Here is a 14,639-nt window from a genome sequence, read left to right as displayed (position 1 = left end):
CATCCCGGCTGTTTGCCAGGGGGTATCCCTTGCTGTCTAAAGATTGGAGCGGTTAGAGCTCGACCCTTTGTGGATCATAGCCCTGGCGCCGATACAGGCGAAAATTCTCCCGGCAGGCGGTCAGCAGCTGCGGCTCCTGGTTGACGATCTCGATGACACGGCTGAAACGGTCGATGTGCGCCGAGAGTGTCGGTGCCAGGTTGATCAGCAGGCCCTGGGCGGTCGGTGGTTCCTGTTCGAGCCCGATGACCACTGGCGCCTGCACCTCCTCGGCGTACTGCTCGTGCGGGATGAAACGTTCCGCGCGAAAGCTCCAGAGCAGCTCGTCGAGCCGGGTCGACTGGTCCTCGTCGCTGCAGCGGACGAATACCTGCAGGCCATGTTGCCAGCCTTTGGCTGCCAACTGGCAGGCCGCGCGCAGCCGCCCGAGCGGGTTGTCGTCCGGCAGCACGTAGAACTCGATGCGTGTCATGGACGTGCGCCCGCCGGGCCGGCGAGCGCGGGGCCGTGCCGGCCGCTGTCACGCGCGGTGATCGGGCTCATCCGTTGATCCGGTCCAGCAGATACTGGGTCAGCAGGGGCACGGGACGGCCAGTCGCGCCTTTTTCCTTGCCGCCACTGGTCCAGGCGGTGCCGGCGATGTCCAGGTGGGCCCAGGGGTACTTCTTGGTGAAGCGCGAGAGGAAGCAGGCGGCAGTGATGGTGCCGGCCTTGGGTCCGCCGATATTGGCGATGTCGGCGAAGGGGCTGTCCAGCTGCTCCTGATACTCGTCGAACAGCGGCAATTGCCAGGCGCGGTCGGCGGCGCTCTCGCCGGCCTGCAGCAGCTGCTGGATGAGCTCGTCGTTGTTGCCGAGCAGGCCCGAGGTGTTGCTGCCCAGCGCGACGATGCAGGCGCCGGTCAGGGTGGCCACGTCGACCACGGCTCGCGGCTCGAAGCGCTCGGCGTAGGTCAGGGTGTCGCACAGCACCAGTCGGCCTTCGGCGTCGGTGTTGAGGATCTCAACGGTCTGGCCGCTCATGGTGGTGACGATGTCACCCGGGCGAGTCGCGCCGCCGCTGGGCATGTTCTCGGCGCAGGCCAGCAGGCAGACCAGGTTGATCGGCAACTGCAGTTCGAGCACGGCCTTGAGCGTACCGAGCACGCTGGCGGCGCCGCCCATGTCGTACTTCATTTCGTCCATGCCCAGGCCCGGCTTGAGGCTGATGCCGCCGGTGTCGAAGGTAATGCCCTTGCCGACCAGTGCGTAGGGCTTGTCGCCCTTCTTGCCGCCGTTGTACTGCAGAACGATGATGCAGCCCGGCTGGTCGCTGCCCTGGGATACCGCGAGGAACGCGCCGGCGCCGAGCTCGCGCAGTTTCTTTTCGTCCAGCACATCGAGCTTGACGCCCTTGTAGGCCTTGCTCAGCTGCCGGGCCTGATCGGCGAGGAAGGTCGGGTGGCAGACGTTCGGCGGCAGGTTGCCCAGGTCGCGGGTGAAGGCCATGCCGGTGGCGATCGCCGAGGCCTCGCGGGCGGCACGCTCGACGCCGGCCTGTTCGGCCTTGTCGCAGAGCAGGATGATCTTCTGCAGTGCACGCGGTTCGGCCTTCTTGCTCTTGAATTGGTCGAACACGTACTGGCCGTCGGCAACGATCTCCACCAGCAGGCGTGTGCGGGCATAGCTGTCGCGCCCCTTGACCTGCACGTCCTGCATGGCGAAAGCAGCATCGCCACCACCCAGATTCTTGATGACCGCCAGCGCTGCATTGACCACTTTGCGCCATTGGCGGCTGTCGAGTTCATCCGCTTTGCCGGTGCCGACTAGCAGTACCCGCTCGGCCTTGAGGCCCGGCAGGCCGTGCAGCAGCAGCGTCTGTCCCGGCTTGCCCTGGATGTCGCCCCGCTTGAGCGCAGTGCTGAGCGCGCCAGCGCTGGCGCTGTCCACGCTCTGTGCGACGCTGCCGAGCTGGCAGTTCTCGCCGAGCGGCAGGATCAGGGTGGCGGTCTTCTGGGTGGAGGCTTTGGCGCTTTTGACAACAAATTCCATGACGTGGTGTCCCCAAGACAAAGAGTCGGGTTTGCAGGATAATGCCGGGCTTATTTTCCGGTGGTTCGCCTGTTCGGTCGTTACTTGACGACTGCGCTAGGCTAGAAACGTTGCAATCGCCTGAGCTTGTCAGTGATCGCGACGACGCGACTTGCGCGCCATTACCAATTTCCAACGGTCTGCTGCGGCGGGCCGGCAACTGGCGGCTAGTTTGAGCGTTGCCGCCAGAGCCTGACAACCCTGGAGTGTCTGGTTTGATCGTCTTTCGTTACCTGTCCCGAGAGCTGCTGATCACCATGAGCGCGGTCAGTGCCGTGCTGCTGGTGATCATCATGAGCGGCCGCTTCATCAAGTATCTGGCCCAGGCTGCGCAGGGGGTGCTCGATCCGGGCGTGCTGCTGCTGATCATGGGCTTCCGCCTGCCGGGCTTCCTGCAACTGATTCTGCCGCTGGGGCTGTTCCTCGGCATCCTGCTGGCCTACGGGCGCCTCTATCTGGAAAGCGAAATGACCGTGCTCTCGGCCACGGGCATGAGTCAGCGACGCCTGCTGGCCTACAGCCTGGCACCGGCAGCCCTGGTCGCTGCGCTGGTCGGCTGGCTGAGCCTGGGCCTGGCGCCGCAAGGCATCGCCGAGGTGGATCGGATACTCAATCAGCAGGATTCGCTGACCGAGTTCGACACCCTGGTGCCAGGGCGTTTCCAGACCCTGCGCGGCGGTTCGCGTGTCACCTATACCCGTGAGCTCTCGGCCGACCGCAGTGAGCTGGGCGGCGTGTTCATTTCCGAGACCAACGTTTCGCGTCAGACCGGCAAGGAGAGCGGGCTGTCCGTACTCGTCGCCGAGAGCGGTCGGCAGGAGATTCAGCCGGACGGCAGCCGATACCTGATTCTGGAAAACGGTTATCGCTATGACGGCAACCCGGGGCAGGCGGATTACCGTGCGATTCAGTACGACACCTACGGTGTGCTGCTGCCCAAGCCGGAAGTGAGCATGGAGCTGAGCGAGCGCGAGGCGATGCCGACCCGCGAGCTGCTGGGTAGCGATAACCTTCGGCACCGCACCGAGCTGCACTGGCGGCTGTCGCTGCCGCTGCTGGTATTCGTCGTCACCGTGCTCGCCGTGCCGCTGGCCAAGGTCAATCCGCGGCAGGGGCGCTTCCTCAAGCTGCTGCCGGCCATCCTTCTGTACATGACCTATCTCGCGCTGCTGATCGCCGTGCGTGGTGCGCTGGACAAGGGGCGCCTGCCCATGGCGCTGGGTCTGTGGTGGGTGCACGGGCTGTTTCTGGCGATCGGCCTGCTGATGCTGTTCTGGGAGCCCATCAGGCTGCGAATGAAGAAGCGTCGCGCGCAGCTGGAGGTGGCTCGTGGTTAAGCTCGATCGCTACATCGGTATCCACGTCTTTCTCGCCATCCTCACGGTGCTCGGCATCATCGTCGGTCTGGCGCTGCTGTTCGCGTTCATCGACGAGCTGGGCGACGTCCAGGGCAACTACGGTCTGGGCGACGCCCTGCAATACGTCCTGCTGACCTCGCCGCGCCGGTTGTACGACATGCTGCCGATGGCGGCTCTGATCGGCTGCCTGATCGGTCTCGGCACGCTGGCCAGCAGCAGCGAGCTGACCATCATGCGCGCGGCCGGGGTTTCCCTGGGGCGCATCGTACTGTCAGTGATGAAGCCGATGCTCGTCCTGCTCGTCGCGGGAATTCTGATTGGCGAGTATGTTGCGCCGCTGACCGAAGACATCGCCCAGGCCAGGCGCTCCCTGGCGCAGGGGGCGGGTGAGGCGCAGAGCAGCAAGCGCGGCTTGTGGCATCGTCAGGAAAACGAGTTCGTGCACGTCAACGCGGTACAGCCCGGCGGTGTGCTGGTGGGAGTCACGCGTTACCGCTTCGACGAGGAACGTCGCCTGCTGTCCTCCAGCTTCGCGCGTCGCGCCAGCTATCAGGGCGATCACTGGCGGCTCGAGAACATTGCCACCACCCATTTTCGTGGCGATCACACCGAAGTCGCGCGCGCGCCCGAGGAGCGTTGGGACGTCCAGCTGACACCGCAGCTGCTCGGCACCGTGGTGATGGAGCCGGAGGCGCTGTCGATCACCGGCTTGTGGCGATACATTCACTATCTGGGCGAGCAGGGGCTGAACAACAGCCGCTACTGGCTGGCGTTCTGGACCAAGGTCCTGCAGCCGGCGGTCACCGTGGCGCTGGTGCTCCTGGCGATTTCCTTCATCTTCGGGCCGCTGCGTTCGGTGACGCTGGGGCAGCGGATCTTCACCGGCGTGGTCGTCGGCTTCGTGTTCCGGATCATTCAGGATCTGCTGGGGCCGGCGAGTCAGGTGTTCGGTTTCTCGCCGCTGCTGGCGGTGGTGTTGCCGGCCTGTGTCTGTGCGCTGATCGGCGCCTGGTTGCTGAGGCGCGCCGGCTGAGGTATCGCCGTCGCGCATGGCGACGGCGACCGGTAGAGAGGCGCGCGGCCGGCCAGGTCTGGTGGCTCGGGCGCTGCGATTACTTCTTGTGGATGTTTTTCGGCAGCTGCACCGCCTGGCTCTCGGAATAGATGTCGTGCCAGGTGCGCTTCTGCTTGTCGATCAGCATCCACCAATAGCCCATTCCCAGGCACAGCAGCGAAACGATCGCGATCAGAAAGCGCAGCAGCGCCTGCCACAGATCGATGGCGCGGCCGTCGCTGTTCTGGATGCGGATGCCCCAGACCTGCATGCCCAGCGTCTGACCGTTGTGGGTCCAGAACTTGGCGAAGAAGCCGAACAGGCTGAACAGCAGCAGCGTCGAGAGCAGTGGGTCGATATCCAGGCGGCCGGCGTCGGCGAGCACCTTCAGTTGTTCGCTGCCATATAGCAGGCGCAGCAGCACCTGTTGATAGAACAGCGTCACCACCATCATCAGGGCGATGCAGAGCAGACTGTCGTAGAACATTGCTGCCAGTCGGCGCATCAGACCGGCAGCGGGGAATTGGCCCTGCGGGCTCAGCAGATGTCGGCGCATTGCTTGTCTCGATCAAGGGGAAGGCGGGGCATTCTACGGAATTGCGCGCATAAAAAAGCCCCTGATGTTGCCATCAGGGGCTTTTCGGAGAGAAGGCTTAGCCCAGGATCTGAACCTGGTCGGCCTGCATGCCCTTTTGGCCTTGCACGGCGATGAAGCTGACTTTCTGGCCTTCTTTCAGGCTCTTGAAGCCGTTGCCTTCGATCGCGCGGAAGTGCACGAACAGATCCGGACCGCTCTCAGGAGTGATGAAACCAAAACCTTTCTCGTCGTTAAACCACTTGACGGTACCGTTCTGACGATTCGACATGTCTTTGTATCCTTGAAACTCAAAAGTAGAATTGCCCCCGCAAAGCAGGAAGCTGGAACTGGTTGCAAGGAGTAAGAGAGTCGAGCGGAGTAGCGGATCTGAAGATCTACTGCACCAGGTCACGATTCAACAGCGACCCATGCAAACACAGTGGGCACACTCTACGATAACTCGCCGGGGAATGCCAACCCCTCGGAGCCATAGAATTTGCCTGTCCAGGCGGCGCCATTTCAGCGCTTTTGAAGGGTGGTTCGACATGCTTCTCCGCTACGGCGGATCGTCAAAGCCACGGCTGACTGTGTTGTTTTTCAGTCAGCGAGAAGGCGGTAAAGCTGGCGCTTCTGCCTGTGTCGCATATCGATACGGAGCTCGCTGCGCACAGGCTTGGTACTGTGATGGTGCCCCGAGAGAGACTCGAACTCTCACGTTGTTACCAACGGCGGATTTTGAATCCGCTGCGTCTACCGATTCCGCCATCGAGGCACAGTGGCGGCGCAGTATAGGGATGCGGGGCTGAGTGGTCAATCGTTTGGCGTGGCCAGCTCGACGTCTTTCGGATAACATTTGCGCCCTTTCCGCGCCCCGAAACCGCCCATGCAAGTCGCCGATTTCTACTTCGAGCTCCCCGACGCCCTGATCGCCCGTCATCCACTTGCCGAGCGCAGAGCGAGCCGGCTGTTGGTGCTCGACGGTCAGTCCGGGCAGATGTCGCACCGCAACTTTGCCGATCTGCTGGACTACGTGCGACCCGGTGATCTGATGGTCTTCAACAATACGCGGGTCATCCCGGCGCGGCTGTTTGGCCAGAAGGCTACCGGCGGCAAGCTGGAGATTCTGGTCGAGCGCGTGACCGGCAATCGCAGCGTGCTGGCGCATGTGCGCTCGAGCAAGTCCCCCAAACCCGGCTCTCAGATCCTGCTCGACGGTGGTGGCGCAGCTGAAATGGTCGCGCGGCACGATGCCCTGTTCGAACTCGTCTTCGACGAGGACGTGTTGCCGCTGCTCGAGCGCATCGGTCACATGCCTTTGCCTCCTTATATAGACAGGCCGGACGATGCCGCCGATCGCGAGCGCTACCAGACCGTCTACGCGCAGCGAGCCGGCGCCGTGGCGGCTCCGACCGCCGGGCTGCATTTCGATGAGGCCCTGCTGGATGCACTCCGCAATGCCGGGGTCCAGACCGCCTATGTCACCCTGCATGTCGGTGCCGGCACCTTCCAGCCGGTGCGCGTGGAGCGCATAGAAGAACACCATATGCATCGTGAGTGGCTGGAAGTGACGCAGGAGGTGGTCGATGCGGTGGCGGCCTGCCGCGCGCGCGGAGGTCGGGTGATCGCAGTGGGTACCACCAGTGTCCGCTCGCTGGAAACGGCTGCACGCGACGGCGAGCTCAAGCCGTTCAGTGGCGACACCGATATCTTCATCTATCCGGGCAAGACCTTTCATGTGGTCGATGCGCTGGTGACCAATTTCCATCTGCCCGAGTCGACGCTGCTGATGCTGGTTTCTGCCTTTGCCGGCTACCCGGAAACCATGGCGGCGTATGCCGAGGCTGTGGCTCAGCGCTACCGCTTCTTCAGCTATGGCGACGCCATGTTCATTACCCGCAACCCCGCCGCGCGCGGTCCCGAGGAAACCCGATGAGCCGTACCTGCCACATGTCTTTCGAGCTACTCGCCACCGATGGCAAGGCACGTCGGGGGCGTCTGACCTTTCCTCGCGGAACCGTGGAAACGCCGGCCTTCATGCCGGTAGGCACCTACGGTACCGTCAAGGGCATGCTGCCGCGGGACATCGAAGCGATCGGTGCGCAGATCATCCTGGGCAACACCTTTCACCTCTGGCTGCGACCCGGCACCGAGGTGATCAAGCGCCACGGCGACCTGCACGACTTCATGCAGTGGCAGGGGCCGATCCTTACCGATTCCGGTGGTTTTCAGGTGTTCAGTCTGGGGGCGATGCGCAAGATTAAGGAGGAGGGCGTCTACTTCGCGTCGCCGGTCGATGGCGCCAAGGTGTTCATGGGGCCGGAAGAGTCCATGCAGGTCCAGCGTGACCTGGGCTCGGATATCGTGATGATCTTCGATGAGTGCACGCCCTATCCGGCTGACGAGGACGTCGCGCGCCGCTCGATGGAACTGTCGCTGCGCTGGGCCAAGCGCTCCAAGGTCGCTCATGGCGACAACCCGTCGGCACTGTTCGGCATCGTTCAGGGCGGCATGCACGAGTCGCTGCGCATGCGCTCGCTGGACGGGTTGTGCGAGATCGGCTTCGACGGCTTGGCGATTGGCGGGCTTTCCGTGGGCGAGCCGAAAGAGGAGATGATTCGCGTGCTGGACTTCCTGCCGCCGCAGATGCCAGCCGATAAGCCGCGCTATCTGATGGGCGTGGGCAAGCCGGAAGATCTGGTCGAGGGGGTGCGGCGCGGCGTGGACATGTTCGACTGCGTGATGCCGACGCGTAACGCGCGCAACGGCCATTTGTTCACCGACACCGGCGTCATCAAGATTCGCAACGCGGTGCACAAGCACGACGATTCGCCACTCGATCCGAGCTGCGATTGTTACACCTGCAAACACTTCTCCCGCGCCTATCTGCATCACCTGGATAAATGCGGCGAAATGCTGGGTAGCATGTTGAATACCATCCACAACCTGCGGCATTACCAGCGGGTGATGGCTGGTTTACGCGACGCCATTCAACAGGGTACATTGGCGGCCTTTGTCGACGCCTTTTATGCCAAGCGCGGTCTGCCAACGCCGCCGCTTGCGTGACGTGCCAGAGCAAAACAATCCTTTCTGCAACAGGAGTGCTACATGAGCTTTCTGATTCCCGCCGCCTATGCCCAGGAGGCTGCCGCTGGTCCTGCCGGCACTGGCTTCGAGTGGGTGTTTCTGGTCGGTTTTCTGGTCATCTTCTATCTGATGATCTGGCGCCCCCAGGCCAAGCGGGCCAAGGAACACAAGAACCTGATCGCCGGCCTGCAGAAGGGCGACGAAGTGGTCACCTCCGGCGGCATCGCCGGCAAGGTCACCAAGGTCGCTGACGATTTCGTGGTGATCGAGGTTTCCGACAACGTTGAGCTGAAGTTCCAGAAAGTGGCTATCGCCGCCACGCTGCCCAAGGGCACGCTGAAAGCGATCTGAGCTGACTTCATTCAACACCGACGGGGCGCGCAAGGCGCCCCGCGTTCATTAAACGGGCTGCGTCATGCTCAATAGATTCCCTCTCTGGAAATACCTGCTGATTCTGGCAGTGCTCGCGGTTGCTTTTGTTTATTCGGCGCCCAACCTCTATCCGGACGATCCGGCGATCCAGGTCACCGGTGCCAGCGCGGCACAGGAGATCGGTATGGCCGATCTCGAGCGCATAAGCCAGGCGCTCGAGGAAGGCGGCATTGCGGTGAAGTCCGCTTCGCTCGACGAACAGGGCCGTGGTGGTCTCGTGCGTCTGGAGCGTCAGGATGATCAACTGCCGGCCAAAGATATCGTTCGGCGCACGCTGGGTGATGCCTATGTCGTTGCGCTCAACCTTGCACCGACCACTCCAGACTGGCTGCGCAGTCTCGGTGCCAGCCCCATGAAGCTCGGTCTCGACCTCTCCGGCGGCGTGCACTTCCTGCTGGAAGTCGATATGGAGAAGGCCATCGAGACGCGGCTGAATGTCTCCGAAGGCGAGGTCAAAAGCCTGCTGCGCAAGGAGCGCGTGCGCTATCGCAGCCTGCCGAATCTGAAGGATGCCGTGCAGCTGGGCTTCGCCGATCAGGAAACCCTCAGCGCCGCTCAGTCGCTGATTCGCAAGAACTTCACCGATTTCGAGCTGACCACCAGCGAGCGCAACGGCCAATTCGTGCTGCGTCTGACGCTGACCGAGGCCAAGTTGGCTGAGATCCGCGAATATTCGATCAAGCAGAACCTGACCACCGTGCGCAACCGCGTCAACGAGCTGGGCGTCGCCGAGCCGCTGGTGCAGCGCCAGGGGGCCAACCGCATCGTGGTCGAACTGCCGGGCGTACAGGACACTGCCGAAGCCAAGCGCATTCTCGGCAAGACGGCCAATCTGGAGTTCCGCCTTGCGGCCGAGTCCGATGCGCCGCGCGCCTCGACCGAAACCTTCGAGTTCCGCGAGGAAGGTCGTCCGCCCGTGCAGCTCGAGCGTACCCTGATCATCACCGGTGATCAGGTGACCGATGCGCAAGCCAGTTACGACGAAAACGGCCGTCCGCAGGTGAACATTCGCCTCGACGGACATGGCGGCGATCTGATGAACCGCGCTACCCGCAGCAATGTCGGGCGCAGCATGGCGGTGATCTTCATCGAGCAGCGGCCGCTGACTCGCTACGTGCGGCAGATGGTCGATGGCGTCGAGCAGGAAGTGCGGGTCGAAACCTTCCAGGAAGAAAAGAAGATCATCAGTCTGGCGACCATCCAGTCGCCGCTCGGCAGTCAGTTCCGCATTACCGGCCTCAATGGTCAGGGCGAATCGTCGGAACTTGCTCTGCTGCTGCGCGCTGGTGGTCTGGCGGCGCCGATGTACTTCGCCGAGGAGCGCACCATCGGTCCGAGCCTGGGCGCCGAGAACATCAAGCTGGGCGTGCAGGCCGCGATGTGGGGCTTCCTCTTCGTCGCCATCTTCATGGTGCTGATCTACAAGTTCTTCGGCGTGCTTGCCACCATTGCGCTGCTGTTCAATATGGTCGCGCTGACGGCATTGATGTCGATGCTCAACGCCACGCTGACCCTGCCAGGTATCGCCGGTATCGTGCTGACCATGGGTATGGCGGTGGACGCCAACGTGCTCATCTTCTCGCGTATTCGTGAGGAGATTGCCAATGGCATGTCGATCCAGCGGGCCATCCACGAGGGCTTCGACAGGGCCTTCTCGGCGATCCTCGACGGCAACCTCACCACCTTGCTGGTGGGCGGCATCCTGTTCGCCATGGGTACCGGCCCGATCAAGGGTTTCGCGGTGACCCTGTCGATCGGCATCCTGACGTCGATGTTCACCGCAATCATCGTGACGCGCGGCATGGTCAACCTGATCTACGGTGGCCGCGATCTCAAGAAGCTGTGGATTTAAGGGGCTAGCACGATGAAACGCGTTATCAATTTCATGGGCGTCCGCCATGTGGCCTTCGCCCTTACCGTGCTGCTCACGGTCGCCTCGCTGGGAAGCCTGGTGGTCAAGGGCCTGAATTTCGGCCTGGATTTCACCGGCGGCACGCTGATCGAGTTGGGCTACGAGCGTCCAGTCGAGCTCGAGCAGGTTCGTGGTCAGCTGGTCCAGGCCGGCTTCACCGATGCCGTGGTGCAGAGCTTTGGCGCGACTACCGACGTACTGGTGCGCATGCCGGGCGACGATCCTCAGTTGGGTGAACGCATCGCCAGCGCCTTGCGCAACGCCGATGGCGGCAACGCGGTCAGCGTCAAGCGCGTGGAGTTCGTCGGGCCGGCGGTCGGTGAAGAGCTGCGCGATCAGGGTGGTCTCGGCATGCTGCTGGCGCTGGGCGGCATCCTGGTGTACGTGGCGTTCCGCTTCCAGTGGAAGTTTGGCTTCGGCGCCGTGCTGTCGCTGTTCCACGACGTGATCGTGGTCCTGGGCGTGTTCTCCTTCTTCCAGATCTCCTTCGACCTGACGGTGCTGGCGGCTGTGCTGGCGGTGATCGGCTACTCGTTGAACGACACCATTGTCATCTTCGACCGGATCCGCGAGAACTTCCGCATGCTGCGCAAGGCTGAGCTGCTGGAGAACATCAACATCTCCACCACCCAGACGCTGCTGCGCACCATGGCCACTTCGGTCTCCACGCTGCTGGCAGTTGGGGCGCTGATGGTCTTCGGTGGCGAGAATCTGTGGGGGTTCTCGCTGGCGCTGCTGATCGGCGTCGGCGTTGGTACCTACTCGTCGGTCTACGTTGCCGGCACGCTGCTGGTCTGGCTCAAACTCACGCGTGACGATCTGATTCCGCCGGTGGTGGAAGAAGAGGCCGACGAGCGCCCCTGATCCTCTTTCGAACTTCCGCAGCCTTGCGAGGTCCAAGGCTGCGGAACGGGCGCAGCCCGAAGGAAGAGGATGTCACAGTGAACAAGTCCATGTTGGTCGGTACGGCACTTGGAGTGGTCGTTGCCACGGCTGGTGGAGCTTTCGCTACTTATAGCCTGGTCGATCGCGGTCCGAAGTTCGCCGAGGTGCTGGCGGTCGAACCTATCAAGGAAACCATCCGAACGCCGCGTGAAGTCTGCAAGGACGTCACAGTGACCCGGCAGAAGCCTGTGCAGGACGAGCACCAGATCGCAGGTACCGCAGTGGGCGCCGTCGTCGGTGGTCTGCTGGGTAACCAGGTCGGTGGCGGCAATGGCAAGAAGATCGCCACGGTCGCCGGTGCGGTCGGCGGTGGTTATGCCGGCAATCAGGTGCAGGGGCGCATGCAAGCCAACAGCACCTACACCACCACCGAGACCCGCTGCAGCACGGTCACCGACACGCACGACAAGATCGTCGGCTATGACGTCAAGTACGATCTGGCTGGCAAGGTCGGGCGCGTACGGATGGATCGTGATCCGGGCAGCCAGATTCCGGTACAGGATGGGCAGCTGATGGTGTCTCAGCAGTGAACTGAACAAGCTGCATAAAAAAACGCCCCTGTTGGGGCGTTTTTCTTTTGCCTCACGCTCAGCGCTTGAGCGACGGCGTAAGGTGGGGCTGGATGGTCGTCAGCACAGCCTTGAAGCACTTGGTATTGCCGGCCACGATCTGTCCCTTCTCGAGGAATTCATGGCCGCCGCTGAAGTCGCTCACCAGGCCGCCAGCCTCTTGGATCAGAAGTGCGCCGGCCGCCATGTCCCACTCGGAAAGGCCGAACTCCCAGAACGCATCGAAGCGGCCCGCGGCTACGTAGGCCAGATCGAGGCTCGCCGCTCCGGCGCGTCGCAGGCCGGAGGTCTGGCCGACCAGGCTGCGGAACATGTTCAGGTAGCTGTCCAGGTTGTCCAGTTGGCCGTCCTTGAACGGAAAGCCCGTGCCGAGAAGGGCGCCGTCCAGGCTCTTGCGCGAGCTGACGCGCAGGCGCCGGCCATTCAGGGCTGCGCCACGGCCGCGGCTTGCGGTGAATTCTTCCTGACGGACCGGATCCAGGACGACGGCATGCTCGAGACGGCCGCGGTATTTGCAGGCGATGCTCACGGCGTAGTGCGGAATGCCGCGCACGAAGTTGGTCGTGCCATCCAGCGGGTCGATGATCCACAGGTAATCGGCGCCGTCACCGCTGCCTTCGAGCAGTCCACCTTCCTCGCCAAGGATGCCGTGATTCGGGTAGGCCTTGCGCAGCGCTGCAACGATGCTCTGCTCGGCCGCCTTGTCGATCTCGGTGACGTAATCCTTTGCTTCTTTCTCGTTGACCGAGATTGCATCCAGGCGATCGGTGGAACGGACAATCAGTTCGCCGGCGCTGCGGGCGGCGCGCAGCGCGATATTCAGCATGGGCTGCATGGATCAATTACCTGGTCGTTAAAGAAAGCGCGAAATTCTATCAGGAAAGCTCGGGCGCATGTAGCGTCACCGGCCTCGCTGCAGGCTTTGGTCGATGGCGGACGGCGAGCGGCTTCCTGTAAGCTTTCCGCTGGTTTTCTTGCTGAGACTCATCGTGTCGTTGCAGAACATTCGAGTGGTGCTGGTCAATACCAGCCACGCCGGCAACATCGGCGGCGCGGCGCGGGCCATGAAGAACATGGGCCTGTCGCGTCTGGTGCTGGTTGATCCGGAAGACTTTCCGAGCCCGGACGCGGTCGCCCGGGCGTCCGGCGCGACCGATATTCTCGATTCGGCCCAGGTCGTCGCCACGCTGGAAGAGGCGCTGGTCGGCTGCAGTCTGGTGCTTGGCACCAGTGCCCGGGATCGGCGCATACCCTGGCCGCTCCTGGACCCGCGCGAGTGCGCCGCGGTATCGGTGGAGCAGGCTGCCGCCGGTAGCGACGTGGCGCTGGTGTTCGGTCGTGAATACGCCGGCCTGACCAATGAAGAGCTGCAGCGCTGCCAATACCATGTCCATATCCCGTCCGATCCCCAGTTCAGCTCGCTGAACCTCGCTGCAGCCGTCCAGGTGCTCACATACGAGGTGCGCATGGCCTGGCTGGCGGCCGAGGGGCGGCCGACGAAGGTCGAAAAGCTGGAGACCACGGCAATGCTCGACGCGCAGCCGGTCACGGTGGACGAGCTGGAAAACTATTTCGGCCACCTTGAGCAGACGCTAGTGGATATCGGTTTTCTCGACCCGGCCAAGCCGCGCCATCTGATGCCGCGCCTGCGCAGGCTGTACGGGCGCAGCGGAATCAGCAAGCTGGAGATGAACATCCTGCGGGGCATCCTCACCGAGACGCAAAAGGCGGCCCGCGGCGAACCTCACAAGCGGAGAAGTGATTGATGTTCGAACGCATGCGCGAAGACATCCAAAGCGTATTCCATCGCGATCCGGCAGCCCGCAACGCGTTCGAGGTGCTGACCTGTTACCCGGGGCTGCACGCCATCTGGATCCATCGACTTTCCCATTGGCTGTGGACCCATGAGTGGAAATGGCTGGCGCGCATGTCGTCGAATCTCGGGCGTTGGCTGACCGGGGTGGAGATTCACCCGGGTGCACGGATCGGGCGTCGTTTCTTCATCGACCACGGGATGGGTATCGTCATTGGTGAGACCGCCGAGATCGGCGATGACGTGACGCTCTACCACGGCGTGACATTGGGTGGGACCAGCTGGAACAAGGGCAAGCGCCATCCGACGCTCGAGGATGGCGTGATCGTCGGTGCGGGCGCGAAGATTCTCGGCCCGTTCACGGTCGGTGCAGGTGCAAAGATCGGCTCCAACGCGGTGGTCACGCGGGAAGTGCCGCCGGGTGCGACGGCCGTGGGTATTCCCGGGCGTGTCATCGTCAAATCCAGCGATGAGCAGGAGGCGAAGCGCAAGGCGATTGCCGAAAAGATCGGTTTCGACGCCTATGGCGTCAGCGAGGACATGCCGGACCCGGTGGCGCGGGCGATCGGGCAGTTGCTCGATCACGTGCAGGCCGTCGAGGAGCGACTGGAGGGAATGTGTGGCGCGCTCAAGGCGCTCGGTAGCGACTACTGCGCCAAGGAACTACCCGAGTTGCGCGAAGAGGATTTCGTCGAAGTGAAGCCTGATGCCGGAGAAGCGCGCGGCTGAAGTGCGGGTCTTGGCAGTAGCTGGTATCATGCGTTCAGCTTTGCCATCCGCCTGTACGATCAGGGTGTCTCGCTAAAGACCTACTAATTTAATAGGT

At 62.9% G+C, this 14,639-nt stretch carries 15 protein-coding genes and 1 tRNA gene; 10 read left to right on the top strand and 6 right to left on the bottom strand.

The window, feature by feature from the left end:
* Nucleotides 1-52: 52 nt before the first annotated feature.
* Both VF716_RS03775 and VF716_RS03770 read right to left on the bottom strand, forming a co-directional pair.
* Nucleotides 53-472, bottom strand: coding sequence for a DNA polymerase III subunit chi (locus VF716_RS03775; RefSeq protein WP_011914152.1), 420 nt, complete (start codon nucleotides 470-472; stop codon nucleotides 53-55).
* 67 nt (nucleotides 473-539) lie between these two features.
* Nucleotides 540-2,030: a leucyl aminopeptidase gene (locus VF716_RS03770; RefSeq protein WP_014597407.1), complete on the bottom strand. Its 1,491-nt coding sequence runs from the start codon at nucleotides 2,028-2,030 to the stop codon at nucleotides 540-542.
* 254 nt (nucleotides 2,031-2,284) lie between these two features.
* Between VF716_RS03770 and lptF the strand changes: the two genes are divergently transcribed.
* Both lptF and lptG read left to right on the top strand, forming a co-directional pair.
* Entirely contained in the window at nucleotides 2,285-3,406 is a 1,122-nt protein-coding gene (lptF, locus tag VF716_RS03765) for an LPS export ABC transporter permease LptF (protein ID WP_013983659.1), read from the top strand.
* On the top strand, nucleotides 3,399-4,460 hold the full coding sequence (gene lptG, locus VF716_RS03760; RefSeq protein ID WP_013983658.1) for an LPS export ABC transporter permease LptG: 1,062 nt from the start codon (nucleotides 3,399-3,401) through the stop codon (nucleotides 4,458-4,460). The genes lptF and lptG overlap by 8 nt, the downstream gene beginning before the upstream one ends.
* A gap of 79 nt (nucleotides 4,461-4,539) precedes the next feature.
* On the opposite strand, the gene VF716_RS03755 is transcribed toward lptG, so the two are convergent.
* The 3 genes from VF716_RS03755 to VF716_RS03745 form a co-directional block, all read right to left on the bottom strand.
* A complete protein-coding gene (locus VF716_RS03755; protein ID WP_014597406.1) occupies nucleotides 4,540-5,037 on the bottom strand; it encodes an RDD family protein in 498 nt (165 codons plus the stop codon).
* A 97-nt stretch (nucleotides 5,038-5,134) separates the two neighbouring features.
* Complete coding sequence (locus VF716_RS03750) at nucleotides 5,135-5,347, bottom strand: cold-shock protein (RefSeq protein WP_003246255.1); 213 nt, start codon at nucleotides 5,345-5,347, stop codon at nucleotides 5,135-5,137.
* 396 nt (nucleotides 5,348-5,743) lie between these two features.
* A tRNA-Leu gene (locus VF716_RS03745) sits at nucleotides 5,744-5,830 on the bottom strand.
* A 111-nt stretch (nucleotides 5,831-5,941) separates the two neighbouring features.
* Here VF716_RS03745 and queA point away from each other — a divergent pair.
* The 6 genes from queA (at nucleotide 5,942) to VF716_RS03715 (ending at nucleotide 11,961) form a co-directional block, all read left to right on the top strand.
* Nucleotides 5,942-6,991, top strand: a complete 1,050-nt coding sequence (gene queA, locus VF716_RS03740) for a tRNA preQ1(34) S-adenosylmethionine ribosyltransferase-isomerase QueA (protein WP_014597405.1) — start codon at nucleotides 5,942-5,944, stop codon at nucleotides 6,989-6,991.
* A gap of 14 nt (nucleotides 6,992-7,005) precedes the next feature.
* Entirely contained in the window at nucleotides 7,006-8,121 is a 1,116-nt protein-coding gene (gene tgt, locus VF716_RS03735) for a tRNA guanosine(34) transglycosylase Tgt (protein WP_020307028.1), read from the top strand.
* Nucleotides 8,122-8,163: 42 nt separating this feature from the next.
* Nucleotides 8,164-8,493, top strand: coding sequence for a preprotein translocase subunit YajC (gene yajC / locus VF716_RS03730; RefSeq protein WP_014597404.1), 330 nt, complete (start codon nucleotides 8,164-8,166; stop codon nucleotides 8,491-8,493).
* A gap of 64 nt (nucleotides 8,494-8,557) precedes the next feature.
* Nucleotides 8,558-10,426: a protein translocase subunit SecD gene (gene secD, locus VF716_RS03725; RefSeq protein ID WP_013983653.1), complete on the top strand. Its 1,869-nt coding sequence runs from the start codon at nucleotides 8,558-8,560 to the stop codon at nucleotides 10,424-10,426.
* A 12-nt stretch (nucleotides 10,427-10,438) separates the two neighbouring features.
* On the top strand, nucleotides 10,439-11,350 hold the full coding sequence (gene secF, locus VF716_RS03720; protein ID WP_011914143.1) for a protein translocase subunit SecF: 912 nt from the start codon (nucleotides 10,439-10,441) through the stop codon (nucleotides 11,348-11,350).
* Between the two features lie 77 nt (nucleotides 11,351-11,427).
* Nucleotides 11,428-11,961 carry a glycine zipper 2TM domain-containing protein gene (locus tag VF716_RS03715; RefSeq protein WP_440551822.1) on the top strand — a complete coding sequence of 178 codons (534 nt, stop codon included), beginning with the start codon at nucleotides 11,428-11,430 and terminating at the stop codon, nucleotides 11,959-11,961.
* Nucleotides 11,962-12,019: 58 nt separating this feature from the next.
* On the opposite strand, the gene suhB is transcribed toward VF716_RS03715, so the two are convergent.
* A complete protein-coding gene (suhB, locus tag VF716_RS03710) occupies nucleotides 12,020-12,835 on the bottom strand; it encodes a type III secretion system regulator SuhB (protein ID WP_011914141.1) in 816 nt (271 codons plus the stop codon).
* 94 nt (nucleotides 12,836-12,929) lie between these two features.
* Here suhB and trmJ point away from each other — a divergent pair, with 94 nt between their 5' ends.
* Nucleotides 12,930-13,766 carry a tRNA (cytosine(32)/uridine(32)-2'-O)-methyltransferase TrmJ gene (gene trmJ / locus VF716_RS03705; protein ID WP_011914140.1) on the top strand — a complete coding sequence of 279 codons (837 nt, stop codon included), beginning with the start codon at nucleotides 12,930-12,932 and terminating at the stop codon, nucleotides 13,764-13,766.
* Nucleotides 13,766-14,542: a serine O-acetyltransferase gene (gene cysE / locus VF716_RS03700; RefSeq protein ID WP_011914139.1), complete on the top strand. Its 777-nt coding sequence runs from the start codon at nucleotides 13,766-13,768 to the stop codon at nucleotides 14,540-14,542. Before trmJ ends, cysE begins: the two co-directional genes overlap by 1 nt.
* The last annotated feature ends 97 nt before the right edge of the window (nucleotides 14,543-14,639 follow it).

Origin of the sequence: Stutzerimonas sp. Brlt_14 (genome assembly GCF_051948915.1) — a bacterium.
In the GTDB taxonomy this organism is placed as follows: Bacteria; Pseudomonadota; Gammaproteobacteria; order Pseudomonadales; family Pseudomonadaceae; genus Stutzerimonas; species Stutzerimonas stutzeri.
Note: the sequence above shows the minus strand (reverse complement) of the source record. Positions and strands in the feature narration are given on the sequence as shown.